The organism is Bacteroides sp. D20 (assembly GCF_003436255.1).
GTDB classification, from domain to species: Bacteria; Bacteroidota; Bacteroidia; order Bacteroidales; family Bacteroidaceae; genus Bacteroides; species Bacteroides uniformis.
In genome coordinates this window covers 175,365-199,650 of record NZ_QSOO01000007.1, presented here as the reverse complement: position 1 = coordinate 199,650, position 24,286 = coordinate 175,365, and the positions used below count along the sequence as shown (strand labels likewise).

The 24,286-nt window shown below is 47.5% G+C and carries 17 protein-coding genes; 7 read left to right on the top strand and 10 right to left on the bottom strand.

What is annotated here, in order from left to right:
* Nucleotides 1–61: 61 nt before the first annotated feature.
* The 3 genes from DXD78_RS09610 to DXD78_RS09600 all read right to left on the bottom strand — a co-directional run bounded on the left by DXD78_RS09610 (nt 62) and on the right by DXD78_RS09600 (nt 5,118).
* Entirely contained in the window at nt 62–250 is a 189-nt protein-coding gene (locus DXD78_RS09610; protein WP_005826290.1) for a hypothetical protein, read from the bottom strand.
* A gap of 90 nt (nt 251–340) precedes the next feature.
* A complete protein-coding gene (gene nifJ, locus DXD78_RS09605; RefSeq protein ID WP_005826291.1) occupies nt 341–3,898 on the bottom strand; it encodes a pyruvate:ferredoxin (flavodoxin) oxidoreductase in 3,558 nt (1,185 codons plus the stop codon).
* A 41-nt stretch (nt 3,899–3,939) separates the two neighbouring features.
* Nucleotides 3,940–5,118 (bottom strand): ATP-binding protein, encoded by a 1,179-nt coding sequence (locus DXD78_RS09600; RefSeq protein WP_005826292.1) that lies wholly within the window; start codon nt 5,116–5,118, stop codon nt 3,940–3,942.
* Between the two features lie 128 nt (nt 5,119–5,246).
* Here DXD78_RS09600 and DXD78_RS09595 point away from each other — a divergent pair, with 128 nt between their 5' ends.
* Nucleotides 5,247–6,455 (top strand): hypothetical protein, encoded by a 1,209-nt coding sequence (locus DXD78_RS09595; RefSeq protein WP_009036550.1) that lies wholly within the window; start codon nt 5,247–5,249, stop codon nt 6,453–6,455.
* Here DXD78_RS09595 and DXD78_RS09590 read toward each other — a convergent pair.
* Nucleotides 6,439–7,896, bottom strand: a complete 1,458-nt coding sequence (locus tag DXD78_RS09590) for a glycoside hydrolase family 10 protein (protein WP_227741062.1) — start codon at nt 7,894–7,896, stop codon at nt 6,439–6,441. The two genes, DXD78_RS09595 and DXD78_RS09590, sit on opposite strands and share 17 nt — an antisense overlap.
* A 122-nt stretch (nt 7,897–8,018) precedes the next feature.
* On the opposite strand from DXD78_RS09590, the gene DXD78_RS09585 reads away from it, so the two are divergent.
* The 3 genes from DXD78_RS09585 to DXD78_RS09575 are packed head-to-tail and all read left to right on the top strand — an operon-like array spanning nt 8,019 to nt 10,184.
* The gene (locus tag DXD78_RS09585; protein ID WP_009036552.1) at nt 8,019–9,419 is read left to right on the top strand and encodes a carbon starvation protein A; all 1,401 of its coding nucleotides are present in this window, start codon (nt 8,019–8,021) and stop codon (nt 9,417–9,419) included.
* 29 nt (nt 9,420–9,448) lie between these two features.
* On the top strand, nt 9,449–9,670 hold the full coding sequence (locus DXD78_RS09580) for a hypothetical protein (RefSeq protein WP_005826297.1): 222 nt from the start codon (nt 9,449–9,451) through the stop codon (nt 9,668–9,670).
* Nucleotides 9,671–9,695: 25 nt separating this feature from the next.
* Nucleotides 9,696–10,184, top strand: a complete 489-nt coding sequence (locus DXD78_RS09575) for an outer membrane beta-barrel protein (protein ID WP_005826298.1) — start codon at nt 9,696–9,698, stop codon at nt 10,182–10,184.
* Nucleotides 10,185–10,351: 167 nt separating this feature from the next.
* On the opposite strand, the gene DXD78_RS09565 is transcribed toward DXD78_RS09575, so the two are convergent.
* Nucleotides 10,352–10,660, bottom strand: a complete 309-nt coding sequence (locus tag DXD78_RS09565; RefSeq protein ID WP_172679934.1) for a HigA family addiction module antitoxin — start codon at nt 10,658–10,660, stop codon at nt 10,352–10,354.
* The gene (locus tag DXD78_RS09560; RefSeq protein WP_009036554.1) at nt 10,647–10,976 is read right to left on the bottom strand and encodes a type II toxin-antitoxin system RelE/ParE family toxin; all 330 of its coding nucleotides are present in this window, start codon (nt 10,974–10,976) and stop codon (nt 10,647–10,649) included. Before DXD78_RS09560 ends, DXD78_RS09565 begins: the two co-directional genes overlap by 14 nt.
* Before the next feature lie 192 nt (nt 10,977–11,168).
* Here DXD78_RS09560 and DXD78_RS09555 point away from each other — a divergent pair, with 192 nt between their 5' ends.
* On the top strand, nt 11,169–12,347 hold the full coding sequence (locus DXD78_RS09555; RefSeq protein WP_009036555.1) for an energy transducer TonB: 1,179 nt from the start codon (nt 11,169–11,171) through the stop codon (nt 12,345–12,347).
* 99 nt (nt 12,348–12,446) lie between these two features.
* Here DXD78_RS09555 and uvrA read toward each other — a convergent pair whose 3' ends face one another.
* Nucleotides 12,447–15,230, bottom strand: a complete 2,784-nt coding sequence (gene uvrA / locus DXD78_RS09550) for an excinuclease ABC subunit UvrA (RefSeq protein WP_009036556.1) — start codon at nt 15,228–15,230, stop codon at nt 12,447–12,449.
* Nucleotides 15,231–15,414: 184 nt separating this feature from the next.
* Between uvrA and DXD78_RS09545 the strand changes: the two genes are divergently transcribed.
* Together DXD78_RS09545 and DXD78_RS09540 are read left to right on the top strand one after the other, a co-directional pair.
* On the top strand, nt 15,415–17,364 hold the full coding sequence (locus tag DXD78_RS09545) for a sensor histidine kinase KdpD (RefSeq protein ID WP_009036557.1): 1,950 nt from the start codon (nt 15,415–15,417) through the stop codon (nt 17,362–17,364).
* Nucleotides 17,365–17,404: 40 nt separating this feature from the next.
* Entirely contained in the window at nt 17,405–18,916 is a 1,512-nt protein-coding gene (locus tag DXD78_RS09540; RefSeq protein WP_117652690.1) for a glycoside hydrolase family 10 protein, read from the top strand.
* A gap of 52 nt (nt 18,917–18,968) precedes the next feature.
* Here the strand turns inward: DXD78_RS09540 and DXD78_RS09535 are convergent, their stop codons facing one another.
* The 3 genes from DXD78_RS09535 to DXD78_RS09525 form a co-directional block, all read right to left on the bottom strand.
* Entirely contained in the window at nt 18,969–19,538 is a 570-nt protein-coding gene (locus DXD78_RS09535) for a chromate transporter (protein WP_005835643.1), read from the bottom strand.
* 77 nt (nt 19,539–19,615) lie between these two features.
* Nucleotides 19,616–20,158 carry a chromate transporter gene (locus tag DXD78_RS09530; RefSeq protein ID WP_034528571.1) on the bottom strand — a complete coding sequence of 181 codons (543 nt, stop codon included), beginning with the start codon at nt 20,156–20,158 and terminating at the stop codon, nt 19,616–19,618.
* Between the two features lie 17 nt (nt 20,159–20,175).
* Nucleotides 20,176–24,219 (bottom strand): two-component regulator propeller domain-containing protein, encoded by a 4,044-nt coding sequence (locus DXD78_RS09525; protein ID WP_009036560.1) that lies wholly within the window; start codon nt 24,217–24,219, stop codon nt 20,176–20,178.
* Between the last annotated feature and the right edge of the window lie 67 nt (nt 24,220–24,286).

Here is a 24,286-nt window from a genome sequence, read left to right as displayed (position 1 = left end):
TGTTGTCTATCCCCCTTGTTCTTAATACACGTCTGTTTACTTCTGTAAATGATACTGGAACTTATTTCAGTATTTGAGGCAGGTTTTCCCTTCCCCAGAAGTAGTAAACACAGATTCCAATCCAGCTTGTGAGCAGGATGATAATTGCAACTAATAGTTTCTTCACGCCGTCTACCGGCCACTTCATGATTTCAAGTACGGCTTTGACACACAGAACCACACCGATAATCCAAATGATAAATCCAATCATAACCTGTGATATTTAGTATTGTTAATTAAAAACAAATAGAGACTACGCCTTATTCAGGAGCAGCCTCTATTCTTTATTTAGTAATCGGAATTACTCTGTAACTTCAGCGCCCCAATTTTCTTTGGAAAGACGCTTGTAGCTGTTGTAACGCCATTTAGCGTTTTCTTCAGCAGCCTTGAACAGCTCGTCGGCCTCCTGCGGATATTGCTTCATTACGGATGCGTAACGAACTTCACCCTTCAGGAAGTCTTGGAATCCGCTCCAATCCGGTTCCTTGCTATCCAGCGTGAACGGATTCTTGCCTTCAGCCTCCAGAGCCGGGTTGTAACGCCACAAGTGCCAGTAACCGCACTTAACGGCCTTTTCTTCCTCTGCCTGGCTCTTGCCCATACCTGCCTTCAGACCGTGGTTGATACACGGAGCGTAAGCGATGATGAGTGACGGACCGGGATATGCTTCTGCTTCACGGATAGCCTTTAAAGTCTGAGCCTGGTCGGCACCCATAGCGATTTGGGCAACGTATACGTAACCGTAAGTAGTAGCCATCAGACCGAGGTCTTTCTTGCGTACACGCTTACCGGCAGCGGCAAACTTGGCGATAGCGCCTACCGGGGTAGCCTTGGAAGACTGACCGCCTGTGTTGGAGTAAACCTCAGTATCCAGTACGAGGATGTTGACATCCTTACCGCTTGCGATTACATGGTCGAGACCACCGTAACCGATGTCGTAAGAGGCACCGTCGCCACCGATAATCCACTGGCTGCGTTTTACCAGGTATTGAGACAGACTGGCGATAGTCTTGCAGCTGTCGCACTTGTCTTTGGCAGCTTCTACCATCGGAATAATCTTTTCAGCCAGTTCCTTGCTCTTGTCTGCATCGTACATGTTTTCAATCCAAGCCTGGAATACTTCTTTGTATTCAGCCGGAGTTCCTTCTGCTGCGATGGCATCTTCCATAGCCTTCACGATACGTGCGCGCATCTTTTCGTTGGCAAGCTCCATACCCAGACCGAATTCGCAGAAGTCCTCGAACAATGAGTTTGCCCAAGCAGGACCGTGACCTTTTTCGTTCTTGGTATAAGGAGTAGAAGGTACTGAACCGGAGTAGATGGAAGAACATCCTGTTGCGTTGGCTACCATTTCGCGGTCACCGAACAACTGGGAAATCAGCTTCACATACGGAGTTTCACCACAACCGGAGCAAGCACCTGAGAACTCGAACAACGGAGTGGCGAACTGAGAGTTCTTCACGTTGGCCTTGATGTCAACCAAGTGTTGTTTGCTCTTCACGTTTTCAGCACAGTAAGTCCAGTTGGCAGCTTCCGGCAATTGGCTTTCGAGGTGCTTCATAGTCAGAGCCTTGCCACCCTTCTTCGGGTTGCCCGGACAGACATCGGCACAGTTGCCACAACCCAGACAGTCGAGAACGTCTACCTGAATACGGAATGTCATACCGTCGAATGCTTTACCTACAGCCTTCAGTTGAGTGAAGTTGGCACCCTTCTGCTCTTCAGCATCGAGTACGAACGGACGGATGGAAGCGTGAGGACAAACGTAAGCACACTTGTTACACTGGATACAGTTCTCAGCGTTCCATTCGGGAACGAATGCGGCTACACCACGTTTCTCATATTTGGCAGTGCCTTGTTCCCAAGTACCGTCTTCGATACCCTTGAATGCAGATACCGGCAATAAGTCACCGTCTTGTGCGTTGATAGGACGAACCACTTCGTTGATGAATGCAGGGTCGTTGTTTTCAGCCTTGGCGTCGTCTGCCAGATTGGCCCAAGCCGGGTCAACGGTCAGCTGCTTGTATTCGCCGCCACGGTCAACAGCTGCATAGTTCTTGTTGACAACATCTTCACCCTTCTTGCCGTAAGACTTAACGATGAACTTCTTCATCTGCTCTACAGCCAGGTCAACCGGAATAACGCCGGTGATACGGAAGAATGCGGATTGCAGGATGGTGTTGGTACGGTTGCCCAAACCGATTTCCTGTGCAATCTGGGTTGCATTGATATAGTAAACAGTGATATTGTTCTGTGCAAAGTACTTCTTCACCTTGTTAGGCAGATTCTTGGCAAGCTCTTCGCCTTCCCAGATGGTGTTCAGCAAGAAAGAGCCGTTCTTACGCAAGCCGCGGGTTACGTCGTACATGTGCAGGTAAGCCTGAACGTGGCAAGCCACGAAGTTAGGCGTATTTACCAGGTATGTAGAGCGGATAGGAGTGTCGCCGAAACGCAGGTGCGAGCAAGTGAAACCGCCTGATTTCTTGGAGTCGTAAGAGAAATAGGCCTGGCAGTGCTTGTCGGTGTTGTCACCGATAATCTTTACGGAGTTCTTGTTGGCACCTACTGTACCGTCAGCGCCCAAACCGTAAAATTTGGCTTCGAACATACCTTCGCCGCCCAATGCGATTTCTTCTTCCTGGGGCAGAGAAGTGAAGGTAACGTCGTCCACGATACCGATAGTGAAGTGGTTCTTCGGCATCGGCATAGCCAGATTCTTGTAAACGGCGAGGATTTGAGCAGGAGTAGTATCCTTGGAACCCAAACCATAACGGCCGCCTACGATAACCGGAGCATTCTCTGCACCGTAGAAGCAGTCTTTTACGTCGAGGTACAACGGTTCGCCGTTAGCACCCGGTTCTTTCGTACGGTCCAGTACGGCAATCTTCTTGGCAGTCTTGGGAACGGCGGCAAGGAAGTGCTTGGCAGAGAACGGACGATACAAGTGAACGGCAACCAAACCAACCTTTTCGCCATTGGCAACGAGGTGGTCGATAGCTTCGCGGGCAGCTTCCGTTACAGAACCCATGGCGATGATAACGCGTTCTGCATCTTCTGCACCGTAGTAATCGAACAAACCATACTTGCGGCCTGTGATTTTGGAAATCTCGTTCATGTATTCCTCAACGATAGCCGGAACTGCTTCATAGTAGTTGTTGCAAGATTCACGGTGTTGGAAGAAGTGGTCAGGATTTTCGGCCATACCACGGGCAACCGGGTTCATCGGGTTCAATGCACGTGCGCGGAATTCAGCCAAAGCTTCCTGGTCGATAAGCGGAGCGAGGTCTTCGTTCTCCAACATTTCAATCTTCTGGATTTCGTGAGAAGTACGGAAGCCGTCGAAGAAGTTCATAAACGGAACACGGGCCTTGATGGTGGCTAGGTGGGCAACACCTGCCAAGTCCATAACTTCTTGTACAGAACCTTCGGCCAACATGGCAAAACCAGTCTGGCGTGCAGACATAACGTCCTGGTGGTCACCGAAGATACACAGTGCATGGCTTGCCAATGTACGTGCTGATACGTGGAATACACAAGGCAGGAATTCACCGGCAATCTTGTACATGTTCGGGATCATCAGCAACAGACCTTGTGAAGCTGTGTAAGTAGTAGTCAGCGCACCGGCTTGCAGAGAGCCGTGAACGGCACCTGCAGCACCGCCTTCTGACTGCATTTCCTGTACCAATACTGTTTCGCCGAAGATGTTCTTGCGACCTGCGGCAGCCCATTCGTCTACGTATTCAGCCATCGTAGAAGAGGGGGTGATGGGGTAGATGGCAGCTACTTCGGAGAACATATACGAGATATGTGCAGCAGCCTGGTTACCATCACAAGTAATGAATTTCTTCTGTTTAGTCATAACTAAATTGAATTATTTATTTAAGTAAAAAAATCTCTCTCTTAATACAAGAAACCGAATAACCAGAGAGGTATTTGGTTGCCTCGGCCTATTTCTGCCTTATGCAGTACATAAGTAACTCCCGGATTATTCTTTATCTTTGTTCCTTCCGGACAAATCTTGAAAGGCATCACCTCATCTACCATGAACGAGATGTTCTTGTCGCCCTTGTTCACCTTGTGGTCCTTCCACATTGTGTTGGCAAAGAAAGTGTCCAGTACGTCTTGCTCTTCCACCTTGACGGGATAGATGGAATACATCAGATTTGAATTGTGCATCATTATCTTCGACGGCTTCTTGGGGAATTCTTCTCCCTTCGGATAGACCATATTGATGAGTCGTGCGTCTGCCAGATACTTGATGTAATTCATTACTGTGGCGCGGGAGGTCTGTATGTCGTTTGCCAGTTGGCTGACATTCGGCGCTTTCGGCCCGTCCACGGCCAACAAATATAGTAATTTCTTTATCTTCGAAAGGTATTTCAGCTCAATTTGTTTGATGAGCAGGATATCCACTTCCACCATCATGTTCATCGTCTTGAGCAGATTCTCCGAAAAGTTACGCTTTTCAAGGAAGAAAGGGTAGAAGCCGTGGTGCATATAGTCCTGCATGTAGTCCAATGGACGTACTTTGGAGAGGATGCCTTTGGCTATCTGTTCGTGGTTGCTCAGGATTTCTTCCAACGGATAGGCATGGAACTTCATGCCCGTCTGCAGGTTCAGGTATTCGCGGAAGGAGAAGCCGCGCAGGTTGTAGCTCTTCACGATGTCGCGCAACTCCATATTCTCCTCTTTCAGACGCATCACGGACGAGCCGGTGAACACGATTTTCAGGTTGGGGAAGCGGTCGTAGCACATACGCAGTTCCTTGCTCCATTCCGGGTACTTGAATACTTGGTCTATCAACAGCACTTTTCCTCCGCGGCGCTGGAATTCGGCGGCGAACTCCACGATGCCATGTCCGGAGAAGTAGAAGTTGTTCATGTTGATGAAGAGGCAGGAGCGGTCTGTGCCGAATTTCTCTTTGGCATATTGCAGCAAGAAAGTAGTCTTACCTACGCCTCTTGTGCCTTTGATACCGATAAGACGGTCATTCCAGTCTATTTCGTCCATTAGGTCGCGGCGTACGGGGGCATTGGTATGCTCTACGAGATAAGCGTGTGTACGGTAAAATGCTTCCATGCTTTAAATTCGGTTTATCGGGCGACAAATATACGGCTTTTTTATAGATTTGCAAAGTAGAGATGGCAAAATATTATATAACTTTGCACTCTCATACAAAACGTGAGTAATTGGTTAACATTTGAAAGATGAAACTTTATGTGTTCAATCCTGATGCAGATATGGCATTGGGAAATAATGAAGAAAATTATATGGCGCCCGCTACCATCCGCCGTATGGCTGAAGACTTGGCTTTGTTGCCGATTTGGTATGCCCAGCCGGGTAGTGGGGTACTGGCCTCTTCCGCCTATAATGCAGATTATCTGAAACAGATGCAACAGTTGTTCCGGCTGGATGTGCATTTGGTGACAGAGCCGGAGCTGCCCGATTATGCTGATGTGCGGGTAATGCCTTGGGGATGGAACCCCGCTATCCGTAAACGGATGTTGAAAGGCGGTGTTCTGGAAAAAAATCTTCCTACGCCGGATGCTTTGGATAAATATCGCATGAAGGCTGCCCGTAGTAACGCTTTGGCTTTTCGCGCACTTTTCTATTTCAATAAAATAGATTATACTTGTGGTGACGGTTGTTGCTTGGTGGAGGCTGATGGTAGAATGACGGATATCTCTCCGGATATTGTTGATCGTTACAAGGAGGGATGTGTGTTCAAATCACTTTGGTCGGGAAGTGGAAAGGGATTGTGTTGGTGCCGTCATGGCTTTACGAAAAATGTTTCCGATTGGTGTAGTAGGGCGCTGAAAGAAAATAGAGGTTTTGTGATGGAGCCTATATTTGATAAGGTGGAAGACTTTGCCATGGAATTTTATTCGGATGGTCGGGGAAAGCTTCTTTTTGTCGGCTATTCCCGTTTTGTTACGGATGACAAAGGGGCATATCGTGGTAATATCCTTACTTCGGATGAGCAAGTGGAGGAATGGATTCAGCAATATGTACCCTTTGAAGCATTTGTACGCATACGCAATATGATGCAGAAAGCATTGGAAACGAGTTATGCTACATCTTATATGGGTTTCTTGGGTGTGGACATGATGGTCTGCCGTCAGAAGGAAGGGCATCCGTATGCCATCAACCCCCATGTCGAAATAAATCTACGGATGAATATGGGAATCGTTTCCCATGTGCTTAGTGATCATTTCATTGTCCTCGGTGGGGAGGGACGTTTCTCCATTGATTGTTTTCCGACCCATGAAGCTTTGATGGAGCGGCATGAGCAGGATATGCAAAGCTATCCGCTGGTGGTGAAGGACGGCAGGGTTGTTTCCGGCTATCTGCCTCTGGTACCGGTCACTCCGAAGAGCCGTTACCGGGCTTTTGTCTGTGTCACTGCTGCTGAATAGCTTCGCTTTCGTTTCCGCAACGGTCTATGGCTGTCACGGTAAAATATTTTCGGGCAGTCCACGGGCGGATGGGGGCATAGGTATATTCCGTGCCTTGTACTCGTTGTGCCAGGATATTCTCCGGATTGGAGGTATCTACGGGATAAGTGTCCGAACCGTAGATTACATACATCGGAGCATTCCGCTTGTCATTGTCCGTGGCGGGTTGCCAGCTTAGTTTCCAATAGCCGTTTTCCGGTGTTTCCACCGTGAGTCCGGAGGGAGGTGTAGGAGCTACATTGTCTATCCACGGCATGGCGGGTTGCAGGGCCGGGGCGGTATAGAAGTCTTCTTCCAGCGCATCATAAAGCCCTTGCGTATTGTCCATCAGATACTTCACGCGGTAGTGTGCCTCGCCCGCCAGACCGTGGGCGCGGATAAAGTGCATCTGCCGTTCAATCTCGTCCAGCGTCCAGTTCCCTTCGCTGGGGTCGAGGAAGTAGATGCCCAGACCGGGAATGATTTGGCGTCCGTTACTTTGTTCCTGCCAGTCGAGGGCAAAGGGATAGAAATGATTGCCACGGAAATAGAGCATCGGATAAATCTGGTCCTGGATGCCCTCGCCCAGCCAACCCTGCACGTCTTGATAGACGGTGTGGAAGGCATTCCAGCCACGGGAGGGGTAGCGGGAAGTGTCTTTGTATTTTCCTACCGGGCAGGTGCTGACCTTTACCCAGGGTTTCATGGCTTTTACACCTTTATATATATAGCGTACTATTTCCGTCAGGTTGTCTCTGCGCCATTGGGCAAGGCTGCGTCCTTTGCTGTATTTGCGGTAGTCGTAGCTGTCGGGAAAACGGGGGGCGTTTTCCGGATAGCGCAGGTAGTCGAAGTGTATCCCGTCTACATCGTAGCGTTCCACCACTTCGCGGACAAGGCTCATCAGGTACTCTTTGGTTTGCGGATGTCCGGGATTCAGGAAGTATTCGCGTTTGTAGGGTACGCAGATGGCGCGTTTCTTTTTGGTGACGGACTCTTTACCGAGGGCGGCTACATGCTTGCGGTTGCCCAGAGGGATGGTCACCATCCAGGCATGGCACTCCATACCGCGCTTGTGGCATTCGGCTATGGCAAAAGCCAGCGGATCGTAGCCGGGGTCACCGCCCACCTTTCCGGTCAGTATGGAGTTGTAGGGCTCGATGGCTGATTTGTAGAGGACATCTCCCCGTGTACGGGTCTGGAACAGTACTGTGTTGAAATTGGCGGCTTTCAGTCTGTCCAATATTTCAATCAGTTCGGCCTGTTGCTTGCGGATGCTTTCGCGCGAAGTGGCGCGTGTCCGCGGCCAGTCCAGCCCGTAGACAGCGGTTATCCAGGCGGCACGCACTTCGTGCTTGGGCGGTTGTGCGGCAAGCGGCAGCAGGACTGCCATATATAGTAAAATGGAAATAATCCGTTTCATTTTTCTCTTTTCTTCTTTATTTCTGTCATATTTCTCTGCGAAGATAAGCAAAACACCCGATTATTTTATGCTGTTTACTTGGAAACTGTTACATTTGCATACATTAAAGATATTAACACGCCATGATTACATTTACGCTTTGCCTGCTGGCGTTGATAGCCGGCTATTTTATCTACGGACGCTTCATAGAACGCGTCTTTGGTCCCGATGACCGCAAAACACCCGCCCTTACCAAAGCCGATGGTGTGGATTACATTCCACTGCCTACTTGGAAAATCTTTATGATACAGTTTCTCAATATTGCCGGGTTGGGACCTATCTTCGGTGCCATCATGGGAGCTAAGTTCGGTACGGCATCCTATCTGTGGATTGTACTTGGCAGTATCTTTGCCGGTGCAGTGCACGACTATCTTGCCGGTATGCTCTCCTTGCGGCATGACGGGGAAAGCCTGCCGGAAATCATCGGACGCTATCTGGGGCTGACCACTAAGCAGGTGATGCGCGGCTTTACCGTCATCCTGATGATATTGGTGGGAGCTGTCTTTGTGGCAGGGCCGGCCGGACTGCTTGCCAAGTTGACCCCCGACAGCTTGGATACCACCTTCTGGATTATTGTTGTTTTCGCTTATTATATCTTTGCCACTTTGCTGCCGGTAGATAAGATTATCGGTAAGATATACCCACTGTTCGCCGTTGCCCTGCTGTTCATGGCGGTCGGTATTCTGGTAATGCTTTACGTCAACCATCCTGTATTGCCGGAGATATGGGACGGATTGCAGAACACGCATCCCGATGCGGTTGCATTGCCCATCTTCCCCATCATGTTCGTCAGCATTGCCTGCGGTGCCATCAGTGGCTTCCATGCCACGCAGAGTCCGCTGATGGCACGTTGCATGACAAGCGAGCGCCACGGACGCCCCGTTTTCTATGGGGCAATGATAACCGAAGGCATTGTAGCTCTGATATGGGCTGCCGCCGCCACTTATTTCTTCCACGAGAACGGGATGGGGGAGACGAATGCCTCTATCATTGTAGACGCCATTACAAAAGACTGGCTGGGTGCCGTAGGTGGCGTATTGGCTATTCTGGGTGTTATTGCCGCGCCTATTACCAGTGGCGACACGGCTTTCCGTTCAGCGCGCCTCATTGTGGCGGATTTCTTGGGAATGGAACAAAAATCCATGCGTCGCCGTTTATATATATGCATCCCGATGTTCCTGGTAGCCATTAGCTTGTTGCTTTACAGCCTGCGGGACAAGGATGGATTTGATATGATTTGGCGTTATTTTGCCTGGGCCAATCAGACTCTGTCCGTCTTTACGTTGTGGGCCATTACGGTCTATCTGGTACGCGAGAAGAAAGGACGTTATTATTACGTCACCTATTTCCCGGCATTATTCATGACGGCTGTGTGTACCACTTACATCTGCATTGCTCCCGAAGGTTTCGGGCTCGGTCCGAATTATGCGCTGGGCATAGCCTTGATAGCTGTTGTGCTGGCTGCTATTTGGTTTAATATTTAGTATTTTAAGACGACTAAAAAACTTTGGTAATGAAGAAAATCAAGAAATCTACCGGGCTCACGTTGGCCCTGCTTATTTACGTTTCTGCTACTGCCGCTTATTTCCTTCCCCGCAATACGGAAATCAGCGATACTGAGAAGTATGTCACCGTAGCTGCTTCGTACCTCATTGTATTTGTGCTGTGGCTGGTGCTTCGCAAGAAGGAGGCGCTGCAACGCAAGCGATTCGAAGAAGACAATAAACAACATTGATTATTTACTCAAAAAACAGAACAAGATGAAAAAACTGGCATTATTCGTTTGCTTGCTTGTTGTCACAGTGGCAGCTCAGGCACAGTTTGAAAAAGGTAAGTGGATTTTGAACCCGTCCATCACCGGTTTGGAATTTTCTCATGACACGGGAACCGACAAGACAAGTTTTGGCCTTGAAGCCAAGGGAGGTGCTTTCCTGCTCGACAACATCGCCTTGCTGGTGCATGCCGGGGCTGCTTGGAATACCGGAGGGTCTGACCTCGATGTCTATACGCTGGGTGTAGGTGGACGTTATTATTTCGACAAGATTGGCGTGTATCTGGGTGCCGATGTCAATGTGGACCGTTGGGATTGGGGACATGATTTGGATGATACCAAGTTCTCTTTCGGTCTGGAAGCCGGTTATGCGTTCTTCCTGACCCGCACGGTGACCATCGAACCTGCAGCTTACTGGAACGTCAATAGCGACCGTTCTAAATTCGGTCTGAAGGTAGGTTTCGGATTCTATTTCTAATCTTATTTTCCTGCTACTGCAAGTTTTTTTGCAGTGCCGCTGTAAATGTGTTGCAGTGGCACTGCATAAATGTTTGCAGCAGCTCTGCAACTAATGTACAGTGGCACTGTAATAGGTTTGCAGCAGTACTGCAAAAGATATGCAGTGGTTTTGCAGTAACGTTTTGCTTAGAGCAATGCTGCATATTTTCTAACTTGTTTCAAGCGCTCCATGAGTGTTTGGTCACTTTCAGCCAATTGCATGTTATAGTCTAGCTGCATTCGCATCAGCAAGCTGGCACTGATTCCCAAGGCTGCTTCAAAGAGCAATGCTGTAGATGTTGTGAGGGGACGTCGACAGTTCAAGATGTCGTTTAGTACCTTATATGAGATGCCGGTTTGTGCAGCAAGCTTAGTTTGGGGTAATTTTCTATTTTCCACCTCTTCTTTGAGTAATTCACCCGGATGTATAGGGCGTTGGCATTTATAATTTCCCATATTCATAATCATTTATAAATTCCAGGATATTACATATTGTCACTACGGTTTCAGATGTACTCTGCTTTACTGTGAATTCTATGCGGTATTGGTCATTTACTCTAATGGAAGAAATACCTGCTTTATCTCCTTTCAATACTTCGTAATGAAACGACCGAATGGCGTAAAGCTCTTCGATATTTTGAACGTATTCCAAGGTCTTTATGCGCAACTGATATCGTTTCACCATTTGAGGCTGAAAGCGATATTTCTTATCCTTTGTTTTTCCTTCCTCATATAGTTGTTGCAAGTATTCCTTATCAAAGTGTATTTCCATTGTTTTTAGATTGTTTTCATTGTGCAAAGGTAATGTATATCTCCAATATTCCACTATAAAAGTGGATATTTGTTGGTTGCCTGGATAACGTGAAACTTTTTATATGTTAATGAAAGTAGAGGCTGGTTTTGAACATTATAGCAAAAATCCTTATATTTATACTCGAAGTATGAATCCTAAAAGCAAAATGCCATGAATAGAGTTTGTATTACCTTATTGCTTTGCTGCTTGTCATCTTGCCGAATGAATAAGACGGAACGCATGGAAATGTCTGAAGATTCCATAGATACAGTAAGGATAGACCAAGGGGTGGGAAAAAAAACAGTGAGCGATAGCCTCAAGATAGGGATTGCGGATGATGGTGACTACTTGCAAAGACAATTGCTTGCCATTCACGAAGAACTGAGAAAAAGATTGAATAATACACCATATACACACATTCAGAGGAATGTGACCGGATATGGGGTGGGGTTGCATTGCATCGATATAGATTTGATGGTGAATACTCCCGAGCGGCAGAAAGAGTTCCGGGAGAAGATAATGGACTCCCCCGTTTTCTGTTTTCATGGTGTAGAAGTCCCCGTCATCAACGAGAGAGTAGGCAGGAACCATATTCGTGGCATCTATATCCGTCCCGAATATCCGGTCTTTTCAACGAAAGCTCTCCATGCGACATTCATCCTCAGCAATCACAGCGGCGGAGATTTGATCTGCGGCGAGCATTACTACTTGACGTTCGAAGACGAAAAAGGTACTTGGCGGGAATTGCCGATAAACGCTGCCTTTTGGGACATCGCCTATGTGCTGCGAGATGGGGAGGAAAGGGTTATGAAAGCCTCCCTTTATCCGGATGTGCATCCCAACAAGCCGGGACGCTACCGTTACTTTTATGAGATAACCATCAGGAGGAAACCTGTCTTGATGATGGCTGAGTTCAGACTGACGGACAATGAGGAAGAATGGAGAACGGCGGAAAAGACATCTCTTTCCCCTTATGTTTCGGATGCAGGGAAGGGCGGGAGCCCACAATTGATAACGGAAGAGCCAATGGAAGAACCGGTCTATAAAGTAATGGAAGTGATGCCCGAGTTTCCGGGAGGTATGAAAGCCTTAATGGATTTTATTCAAAAGAATATCCGTTATCCGGAAGAAGCCCGTAAGAATGGCATTCAAGGAAGAGTTGCTGTCAGCGTGGTGATTGACGAGAATGGTCGTGTGACGGACCCCGTTATTATGCGCAGCAGGTATCCTGCCTTGGATGAGGAAGCATTACGGATTGTAGGATTGATGCCACAATGGAAACCGGGGATGCAGCAGGGTAAAGCCGTGAAGGTGGAATTTACTTTTCCGGTTACTTTTAAATTGGAGTAGTAGCACCGGTAAGATTAAGCACAAAGACACGGAGGCATAGAGTTTTATTCTTTTTCCTTGAATTTAATATCTCTGTGTCTCCGTGCCTCTGTGTTCTATTTAAGGAAGCGAGGGGTGTAATTTCTCTTGCAAGAATTGTCCCGTATAACTTGCCGCACACTTCGCCACTTCCTCCGGTGTACCGGTAGCTACGATGTTTCCTCCTTTGTCCCCTCCTTCGGGCCCCAGGTCTATCACATGGTCCGCACACTTCACCACATCCAGATTATGTTCGATGATGACAATGCTGTGCCCGCGGCGTATCAGGGCATCGAAGGCTTCGAGCAGTTTCTTGATGTCATGGAAGTGTAGTCCGGTGGTCGGTTCATCGAAGATGAACATGGTCGGGTCTGCTTTCTCCTGGCTGAGGTAGAAGGCGAGTTTCACGCGCTGGTTCTCTCCACCGGAGAGGGTGGAGGAGGCTTGCCCCAGTTTGATATATCCCAAACCTACATCCTGCAAGGGTTGCAGCTTCTTCACAATCTTTTTCTGTCCGTGTTGCGTAAAGAATTCGATGGCTTGGTTTACGGTCATCTCCAATACGTCGTAGATATTCATGTCGTGGAACTTCACTTCCAGCGTGTCCGCCTTGAAGCGTTTGCCGTGGCAGGATTCGCATTCCAGTACAAGGTCTGCCATGAATTGCATCTCCACCGTGATGGTGCCTTCACCCTTGCATTCCTCGCAACGGCCGCCTTCGCTGTTGAAGCTGAAGTATCCGGCACTGTATCCCATCTGCTTGGCAAGCGGTTGGTCTGCCCATAGTTTACGGATTTCATCGTAGGCCTTGATGTAGGTCACGGGGTTACTTCTCGATGACTTCCCGATAGGATTCTGGTCAACAAACTCTACATTGCGCAGGTTCTGCAAGTCTCCTCCAATGGAAGTGAACTCGCCCGGACGTTCGTTGCATTCATCCAACTCCCGTTTCAAGGCGCGGTAGAAGATGTCGCGTACCAGCGTACTCTTGCCCGAACCGCTGACACCGGTGACTACGGTCATTACATTCAGCGGGAACCGTGCCTCTACACCCTTCAGGTTGTTTTCGCGGGCCCCCTTTATTTCTATATAGTTGTTCCACGGGCGGCGGTGTTCCGGCAGTGGGATTGTCTCTTCCCCCAGCAGATAGCGCACGGTATAACTGTCACTGTTTTTCTGAAGGTCTTTCATGTCTCCCTGATAGACCACCTCTCCTCCCAAGCGGCCTGCCCGGGGACCGATGTCGATGATATAGTCGGCAGCGCGGATAATCTCTTCGTCGTGTTCCACTACCACTACCGTATTGCCCAACTGTTGCAGCTGGCGGAGCACGTGTATCAGTTTGTCCGTATCGCGGCTATGCAGGCCGATGCTCGGTTCGTCAAGAATATACAGGCTGCCCACTAAGCTGCTACCCAGTGAAGTGGCAAGGTTGATTCGCTGGCTTTCACCGCCGGAGAGCGAGTTGCTGAGGCGGTTCAGCGTGAGGTATCCCAGACCGACATCCAATAGGAACTGGATGCGGCTGTTGATTTCTGTCAGGATGCGGCGGGCTATGTCGGCGTCATGCGGGTCCAGTTGCAGGTTGTCGAAGAAGAGCTTCAACTCAGTGATGGGCAAATCTACCAGTTCGGAGATGTTGCGTCCTCCCACGCGTACGTAGTTTGCTTCGGGCTTCAGGCGGGTGCCGTGGCATTTGGGGCAGAGCGTCTTTCCGCGGTAGCGTGCCAGCATCACACGGTATTGTATCTTGTACTGATTTTCCTGCACCATCTTGAAGAAGGCGTTGATGCCCTCAAAGTAGGGTGTCCCTTCCCACAGCATCCGGCGTTGCTCGTCGGTCAGTTCATAATAGGGAGTGAAGATGGGGAAGCCGGCTTTCTCGGCTCCGTGTATCACCATATCCCTCCATTCGCCCATCTTTTCGCCCCGCCAGCATACAACGGCTCCATCATAGACGGACAAGGAGCGGTCGGGTATCACGAGATGCTCGTCGATGCCGATGACTTTCCCGAATCCCTCGCATACGGGGCATGCACCGATGGGAGAGTTGAAGGAGAACATCTGGTCGTTCGGTTCTTCGAAGGTGATGCCGTCTGCCTCGAACTTGGTGCTGAAACGATAGAGGCAGGTACTCCCGTCGGGCTGGTAGAAACGCAGCAGGCAGGCACCGTCTCCTTCATACATGGCTGTTTCGGCCGAGTCGGTGAGGCGGCTGACGGAATCCTTTTCTGAAGAGGCTGTCATACGGTCAATCAACAGAAAAACTGTGTCTCCGGCTTTCGGCTTGTATTCGTCGATGCGCATCATTTCACCGTTCACTTCCAGACGGGTGAAACCTTGCTTCATGTCTATCTCCAGTTGTTGTTGCAGCGTGCGGTCTTCGCGCAGCAATATCGGGGCGAGCACGGTATACTTGGTTCCTTCCGGATATTCCAGCATGCACTTCACGATATCTTCTGCCGAGTGTTTCTTCACTTCTTGTCCGCTGACCGGGCTGAAGGTCTTACCGACACGTGCGTAGAGCAACCGCAGATATTCGTATATTTCAGTGGAGGTACCCACGGTGGACCGTGGGTTACGGCTGCTTACTTTCTGCTCAATGGCAATGGCAGGTGGAATCCCTTTGATGAAATCGCATTCAGGCTTGCTCATACGTCCCAAAAACTGGCGGGCATAACTGCTCAAGCTCTCCACGTAGCGGCGCTGCCCCTCGGCATATAATGTATCGAAAGCAAGTGAGGATTTTCCGGAACCGGACAGTCCGGTGATGACTACGAGTTTGTTACGGGGAATCTCTACGTCAATGTTCTTGAGGTTATTGACACGGGCTCCCTTTATGATAATCGATGTATTTTCTGCCATATAAAAGTCACTTATGTGATTTAGGATTTGCAAAGATAATGCAAACCGGGGTAGAATAAAACGAACCTGCTGGAAAAATCGTATCAGATAGGCAAGGTTAAGATTTGTTATACTTTAGGATGACTGCTAATTTACATTAAATAAAAGCACTAAATTCGCATCCGACTCCTTTTAATGTCCGAACATGGTAAAGCGTAATATAAAATGGCTTCTTGTTGTGCTGGTGTTAGGTTTATGCCCCTCAATCCTGCATGCCGAAGACCCTTATGGAGAGATGAAAGCTCTGGCAGATAGTGCGCAGAAAGTGTTGGGACAAGACCGATTGCCTTCCATCAATGCCCGGTGGATAAAACTTGCCCGCGAACTGAACGATACGGTACAGATTAGTGATGCCCATAACAACTTGATTTCTCATTATTATCAGTTGGGGGACATTGACCAATTGAAAGCCGCAACCTATGAATATATGGACTGGTGCCGGAAATACCAACGGATACGAGACCGGTATATGGCGTGGCGGCAGTACATTCAGCGTATGACGGAGAAAGGTATGCAGGAGGAGGCGATGGCTGAAACCGTCAGGCTCCATCAGGATGCCGAGCAAGCCCGGGACAAATACGGATTGGCATGTGGCGAAATGTGCATCGGGTATAACCATCGGGTCTTTGGAAACAACGTAAAACTGTGTATAGAGAATTACAACAATGCACTGAAACTTTTCGAGGAAGGCAGCTATTATCGTGACGCATACGTGGTGTTGCTTAATATTATCCAGACTTATCTTTCACGCAGTGAGTATGCAGAAGCCGGCGAGTATCTGAGTAAATTGTCGCAACTGGAGGACAAACTGGACCGTAAACAAGTCAGCATAGCCCCTTCCCTGCACCTGCGTTTCTGTGAATTCAGGGTTATAGGCTTATTGGCCAATGAAGGTAGAAAGGCTACTGAGCCTTATATTGAGGAGACCGACCGCTTCTACCGTCAACATCCGGAGAGCTCGACGCCCGAAGCATGGTTTGGCTATAAGATAATGTGTTGCCGTATCCTCGGTGATTTGAAAGGTAACATTGCTTACGTGGATTCACTCATGGATTATCAGCATTCACTGGGGCTTTGCTATCCTTATAACCATTATATGAAAGGAGAACTGCAGGAACAGTTGGGCGATTATCGTGCGGCTTGCCGCAGTTATGCCAGATATGCCGCCGTGAGTGACTCCGTGCGTACGGCAGAAATGGATGACAAGCTAAGCAAATATACGGCACAGTTTGAGGTGGACCGGTTGAAGATGGAGAAGCTGGAGCTGAGTGCCAGATTGAACAAGGAACGACTGATGATAGCCTTGGCCGTTGGCGGACTGGTATTGTTGCTTTTGCTGCTCATTACTTATCTGTATATCCGCACCCTCTCCATGAACCGCAAGTTGGAAGCTGCACGCAGGGCGGTGGAAAAAATGAGCCAGGTCAAAAGTTCCTTTATACAGCATATCACCCATGAAATCCGTACTCCGTTGAATTCCATCGTCGGCTTTTCTACCTTGCTGGCTCAAGAGAAACTGGATGATGTGGAGAAACGCGAGTATGTTGAACAAGTGGAGGGCAACAATACATATCTGTTGAGTCTGATGGAGAACATACTCAATATTGCGGATATGGATTCGCGAGTGTGGGAGATGCCGCGGGAGGAGATAGAAGTGGATGCGTGTTGCAAGGAATGTATTGAGGGCTTCCGTCCGGAACTGAAGCCGGGAGTTGAACTGGAATATGTGCCTGCTTCCGGCATTATGGCCTTTTATGCAGCCCGGCAATGGCTGAAAATGGTGCTGGTGTCTTTGTTGGATAATGCGGTGAAGTTTACGGAAGAAGGTCATATACGCGTTTCCTGCGAGGAAGATAAGTCCCGACATGTATTGCGCTTCGTGATAGAGGATACCGGTATAGGCATCAGGCCGGACGAATCGGACCGTATTTTCGAACGTTTTTATAAAGTGGACACGTTTACCAAAGGGTCCGGATTGGGGCTTGCCATAGCCAATGAGATAATGGAGTTGGTGGGAGGCCGGATTTATCTGGATGACACCTATTGCGGAGGATGCCGCTTTATTGTGGAATGGCCGATGAAGGACAAACCTTAATTATAAACTATTTTAAGTATTAAAAAGCTGTAATTAGAGAATGAGAGTAAAATCCCTTTTATGTGTATTCTTCTTGCTGCTAATGGCGGGAGGAGTATTTGCGCAAGTGCAGACCGGGTCTGCCTATCCTAAACGTGAATTTCGTGCAGCATGGATACAGTCAGTAAACGGACAGTTCCGTGGAATGCCGACCGAAAAACTGAAGCAGAATCTGATCGGGCAGTTGAATTCCTTGCAGAAGGCGGGAATCAACGCCATAATTTTCCAGGTACGTCCCGAAGCGGATGCTCTGTATGCTTCCAGACTGGAACCGTGGAGTCGTTTCCTTACCGGAGTGCAGGGTAAAGAGCCCGAACCCTATTGGGACCCTATGCAGTTTATGATTGATGAATGCCATAAGCGTGGTATGGAGTTTCATGCATGGATTAATCCGTATCGCACGAAGACGACCTTGAAGAGTGAGTTGGCTCCCAATCATGTGTACAATATCCATCCGGAATGGTTTGTCACTTATGGCGACCAGTTGTATTTTGACCCGGCACTGCCTGAGAGCCGCCGGCACATCTGCATGGTGGTGAGCGACATCGTTTCCCGCTATGATGTGGATGCCATTCATATGGACGATTACTTTTATCCTTATCCCATTAAGGGAAAGGATTTCCCTGACGATGCAAGTTTTGCACGTTTTGGCGGAGGTTTCAGCAATAAAGGAGACTGGCGCCGGAGCAACGTGAATGTGCTGATTAAGAAACTGCATGAAACAATTCGTGAAATCAAGCCGTGGGTGAAGTTCGGGGTTTCTCCGTTTGGCATTTACCGGAATGAAAGCAGTGACCCGCTTGGCAGTAAGACCAAAGGCCTGCAAAACTACGATGACCTTTATGCGGACGTGTTGCTGTGGGCCCGTGAAGGTTGGATAGACTATAATATTCCGCAGATTTATTGGCATATAGGACATCCGGTTGCCGACTATGAGACACTGGTGAAGTGGTGGGCCAGGAATACGGAAAACCGCCCCTTGTTTATCGGCCAGTCCGTGATGAACACCGTGCAGAATGCCGACCCCAAGAACCCGTCGATAAATCAGCTTCCTCGCAAAATGGCCTTGCAACGGGCCTATCAGACCATCGGTGGCAGTTGCCAGTGGCCTGCCAGTGCGGTTGTAGAGAATGCAGGCAAGTATCGCGATGCCCTGATTGCCGAATATCATAAGTATCCGGCGCTACCTCCCGTTTTCGATTTCATGGATAACGAAGCCCCGGCAAAGGTACGTAAGATGAAACCGGTGTGGACGGAAGACGGATATATTCTTTTCTGGACAGCTCCCAAGTATAAAGAGGAAATGAACCGTGCCGTCCAATATGTGGTCTATCGCTTTAATGACAAAGAGAAAGTGAATATAGATGACCCTTCCCATATTGTAGCCATCACGTGCGATAATTTCTATAAACTTCCTTACGAAGACGGAAAGACAAAGTACCGCTATGTGGTGACAGCCTTGGACCGTCTGCATAATGAATCGAAATCCGTTGGAAAGAAGATTAAACTTTAAAAATTAGGGATTAAGGATTAGGGATTAATCATTAACGTTTAATCCTTAATCCCTAATAAAGTATCAATCCTGCTATTCCACAAGCTACAATCATTCCTATCGGGTTCAGTTTATATTTCTTTGTGCCTATAAATGCCACGAGGAAGATGAGGCAGCTGATGACGAAGGAATATATGTCTTCTTTGGGAGAACTGAAGTTTTCCGAATTCATCAATACCAGCGCGGCTGAGGCCAGCAGACCGACCACTGCCGGGCGGAGCCCACTGAATACCGCTTCCACGGAAGGATGTTTCTGGTATTTCAGAAAGAATTTGCTGATGGTCAGCATCAGTAGGAAAGAAGGAAGCACCACGGCAAACGTAGCAATAATAGAACCTAAAATACCATAGCTTGTACCGTAGCAATCAGCTATCGTAGTATAACCCACATAAGTTGCCGAATTGATTCCTATCGGACCGGGTGTCATCTGGCTGATTGCCACAATATCAGTAAATTCCTGCGCTGTAAGCCAACCGTAACGGGTAACTACTTCACCTTGTATCATAGACAACATGGCATATCCGCCACCAAAGCCGAAAAGCCCAATCTTAAAGAATGTATAGAATAACTGTAAGAAAACCATGATTAGTAATTAATGATAAATGGTTAGTGATTAATGATTAATGTTGCTATCCTTTTTAATTTTTAATTCTTTAATTTTTAATTCTTCGGACGTTGAAAACGTCCGAAGCAGTATCCTCCTACACCTGCCGCAATGATAATCCAGATGGGAGAGAAGCCCAACAGCCAGATGAGCAGTGCTGAAACCACCGGTATCCATATGTTGTATCGGTTTATCCGGGCCGATTTAGCCATGCTGAATGTAGGGGCTGCAATCAATGCAACCACTGCCGGGCGAATACCTTTGAATATACGTTCCACAATGATGTTGTCCTTGAAGTTGTGAAAGAACAACGCTATGGCGAGGATGATGAGAAACGAAGGAAGTATGGTTCCCAATGCAGTGATTATGCTCCCTCGTATTCCCCGTAGCCGGTACCCTATAAAAATGGATATATTGACGGCAAGGATGCCCGGAGCGGACTGTGATATAGCAAGCAGGTCAATGAAATCTTCTTTGGCTATCCAGTTTCGTTTGGTTACGATTTCGTTTTCTATCAGCGGTACCATAGCATAACCGCCGCCGATGGTAAAGGCTCCTATCTTAAAGAAAATGGAGAATGCTTCAAGATATATATTCATATTCAAAATGTTGTAATTTACTTTATTTCTTTATCATCTTTCCCTTCCTTCCCTCTCTTGGCATACTGGCTTGGGCTCATATTGAAATGTTTCTTGAATACTTCACGGAAATATTTCGCATCACTGAAACCGGTCAGCTCTGAAATCTCGGTGATGGTATGCTTTTGTTCTTTCAGAAGTTGGGCAGCATGTTTCAGTCGAATCAGCCGGATGTAGTCAGCCGGAGCTTGGTCGGTCAGTGCCTTTATCTTATTGTAGAAGCTGGTCCTACTCATATTCAGCAGGTTGCAGAGCACGTCGACGTTGAAGCTTGGGTTGTCCATATTGTCTTCGACGCTCTTTTTGACGGTTGCAATGAATTTCCAGTCCAAGTCGTTGGAGCAGTTGATGCAATCCGTATTGTTCTTCTCGTCGTTCAGGTCCAGGCTGGCATATTTGTGGCGTAACAGTGCCCGGTTAGTCAGCAGGTTGGCAATGTTTGCCCGCAATATACCGATATTGAAGGGTTTCACAATATATTCATCCGCTCCGCTTTGCAGTCCCTCGATGATATTCTTGTCGGTATTCAGTGCTGTGAGCAGGATGATGGGGATATGTGATGTCTCGATGTCGTTCTTCAGGATATGACACAATTCGTCTCCTCTCATTTCCGGCATCATAATGTCTGAAATGACGAGGTTGGGCATATACTCCTTGACAATGGTCAGTGCTTCTTTTCCATTGGAGCATACTTGTATGTTGTATTGTTCAGACAATGTTCTGCGCAGATATTCCCTTAATTCGTCATTGTCCTCTACAATAAGAATTTTCTGGTGGTTACTGTTGTTTTGTGACTGTTGCTGCGTCTTGTCGTAGATTCCACTGGAAGCAGGGGATGATGTAGTAGAGGCATTGATAGGCACTCCGGAAGCCGAATAAACAATCCGTTCGTTTTTGGGTTGAGGGCGTTGGATTGCTTTGCGGAAATGCTTGTTCCCTTTGGGGAACGTGATTTTGATGCAAGAGCCTTTCCCTTCCATGCTGCTGAAGTTGAGCTTTCCTTTATGTAAGTGTACAAGTTTCCCTACCAGAAGTAGTCCGATGCCGCTGCCGGTAACTTTGGAATTGATAGCATTACTGCCACGGAAATGCATCTTGAACAGCTTTTTCTGTTCTGAAGCCGGAATTCCGATACCGGTATCTTTCACCTCAATACTCCAGGTATCTTCTGTCTCGGAAGTAAAGACATGTACATTGCCGCCGTCCGGTGTATATTTCAGTGCGTTGGATATGATATTTTTCAAAATGGAATCCATCTTGTCCTTATCTAACCATACGTTCAGATAACGGAAGCTGCTTTCGTAGGTCAGGTTGATGTGTTTTATGTTTGCGTATGAACGGAAAGCATCGATCGTCTCTTCCATATATGTGCTCAGTTCGTATTCGGATACGTATAGACTTCCGGAATAGGTGTCTGCGCGCTCGAAATTAATAAGGTTGGTGGTCAGGCGCAACAAGGCATTTACGTTTCGCAGGGCTGTATTGATGTTGCTCTGTCCGCTGGAAGTCAGTTGCTCGCGTTCGGTGATTTCTTCCAAGGGTGCTTTGATGAGCGTCAGTGGAGTACGTATATCATGCGCCGTATTGACGAAGAAGCGTATTTTCTCATCGGATTCTTTCCGCTGTTTTCTCAAGACTATTATTCGCAGAGTGATGCTTGCAATGGATATGATAATTACTGCATAGAGTATCAGCGCCCAGAAACTGAGCCAGAGGGGTTGCTCGATAATGATGTCCATACTGCGTTCCTCCAGGACAATACGACGGTCTTCGTTGGAGATGGCACGTACGCGGAGGGTATAGTTGCCCGGACTCAGGTTGGTAAAACGGATGACGTTTTCCTCTCCCGGACGGCTCCAACCCTCATAGAAGCCTTCCAGTTTCCAGGAGTACAGAATTAGGGAAGGATAGTCATAGTTGATGTCTGAGACCTGCAATGAGAAGATGTTCTGATTGTACTTCAAACGCAAGGTTTTTGTCTCGTCAATATCCAGAATAAGTGGAGAACCTTCATCCTTGGGATAAACGGTCTGATAGAATACCCGCAGGTCACTGAATACCATTTTGAACTTATAGTCGCGAGGCAGGATCATGTCTTTGTTGAATTCTATGGCTCCATCCGTACTGCCGAAAATGAAATTGCCGTTTTTCCTCAAGGTGCCTGAGGCTGCGTTGAAATGGTCAGACTTCAGTCCTTGTTCTTTGGTCCAGTTATGGAATGTCTCTTCGACAGGATAGAAGGTGGACAGACCGTGTTCTGTACTCAGAAAGATATTTCCTTTACCATCAGACAATAGTGTATAGATATTATTGGAAATCAAGGCGCAGTTGTCTCTATGATAATGTCTGAATGTGTTTTTGGTCGTATCATATACCAGTAAACCGGCATTGTTGGTACCGATATACAGCATTCCGTCGGAAGCTTGGCATAGGGAGTAGATGTAGTAGGATTCTACCGGCATCTGGATATAGGTATACTTACCGGTTGCTTTTTCCAACAGGTACAAGCCGGTGGAAGTGCCTATCCACATATGTGTGGAGTCTTTCTCTATGATGGCAGTGATACCATTCAAGCCCGGGAAATGGCGTATATTTTTTCTGGAATAATCTATTTCTTTTAAGTTATAATACCCTCCGGACCAGATGTTTCCTGAAGAATCTTTCATAATGGAACGGATATACTTGTCCGGCCGGATATTCAGATTACTGAATAAAGACGGAGTAAAGAACTCTGTGGACAGTAGTTTCTTGTTGATCTGGTAGATGCCGGAACTATATCCTCCGGCCCAGATGATGCCGGGCTCCACTTCGCACAATGAGATGAAGATATGGTTTTTACTATGGCTTGCGGTGTCGAAACTGCTGAGAAAAGAATGCCATTGTTTCGTCTTGCTATAATAAAGGCTGATGCCGTTATTGGTGGCAAACCATAAATCGCCGTCATGGTCTTCAATGATGGCATTTACCTGGTCATTGATGAGTGACTGTTTATTGCCGATAGAGTGTTTTATCCATTGATAATCGGCATATCGGTTGTTGCGTACAGTTATACCAATGGGATAATTAGCCATCCAGATGCGTTGTTCACTGTCAATGTAGATATCATTGATGGTATTTCCGTTCATTGAGTTGTACCGGTTATAGTCAGCAACAATGTATGGTATAGATTCATAGGTATCGGTATTCATTTTGTAGACACCGGCCCCGTCTGTAGCTATGAGGATTTCATTGTTATTGTAGGCACGGATACAGTTAATACTAACGTCCATCAGTCCGGATGGGATATGCATGACTTTGTGCTCATTCAGGTCATAGGTAAATATTCCCCGTTGGAAAGTACCGATAAAAACCTTGTGAGACGGTTTATGATAGTATAGTTCGTTGATTTGTATCTTCAAGGTGTCCAATTGGTTGCAGGGACTGAGGGTGAGGGTGTTGTTGGCCAGCTCAGCATAATGTATGCCGATGTCGGTCCCGATGAAGAAGTGGGTCGAATCAATCTGTGCGATATCAGTAATTCGTTCTCCTATTTCGTTTTGAATGAATGTCACCTTCTGGGTATTGCTGTCGTACAGATATAGGGCATCTTCATTGCAAAGCCATATTACGCTGTTGGCATCCACAAAACCGTAACTGATAGGGGTTGGACGTCCTTTCACTTCGCTTTCGGGTAGCTTGTATACCAGGACAAAACGGTCGTGTTTTGTATCATAGCGGAACACGCGTCCTTTCTTGCCAATTTCCCATATGGTTCCTTTGGAATCCACATAGAGCCAGTTCAGGTTCATCATGGAATTCACTTCCTCATCTCCATCCATCAGTTTGTACGGCTTGAATTCTTTTCCGTTGTATCGGTCGATGCCGTCGTGGGTAAGAAACCACATGTAACCTTTGGGTCCCTTTTGAATAGCATATACCCGTCTGTTGCTCAAACCGTCTTCCACACCGATGTATTTGTATGTTTGTGCAATGCCTATAATTGGCAATAATAGTAGTATGCAGAAAAAGAAGTACTTTTTCATAATTGTCGAGCGGTTTTTTTGAATGTTGTACTGAGGGAGAGTTGAAAATAAACACAAAAATAATGCT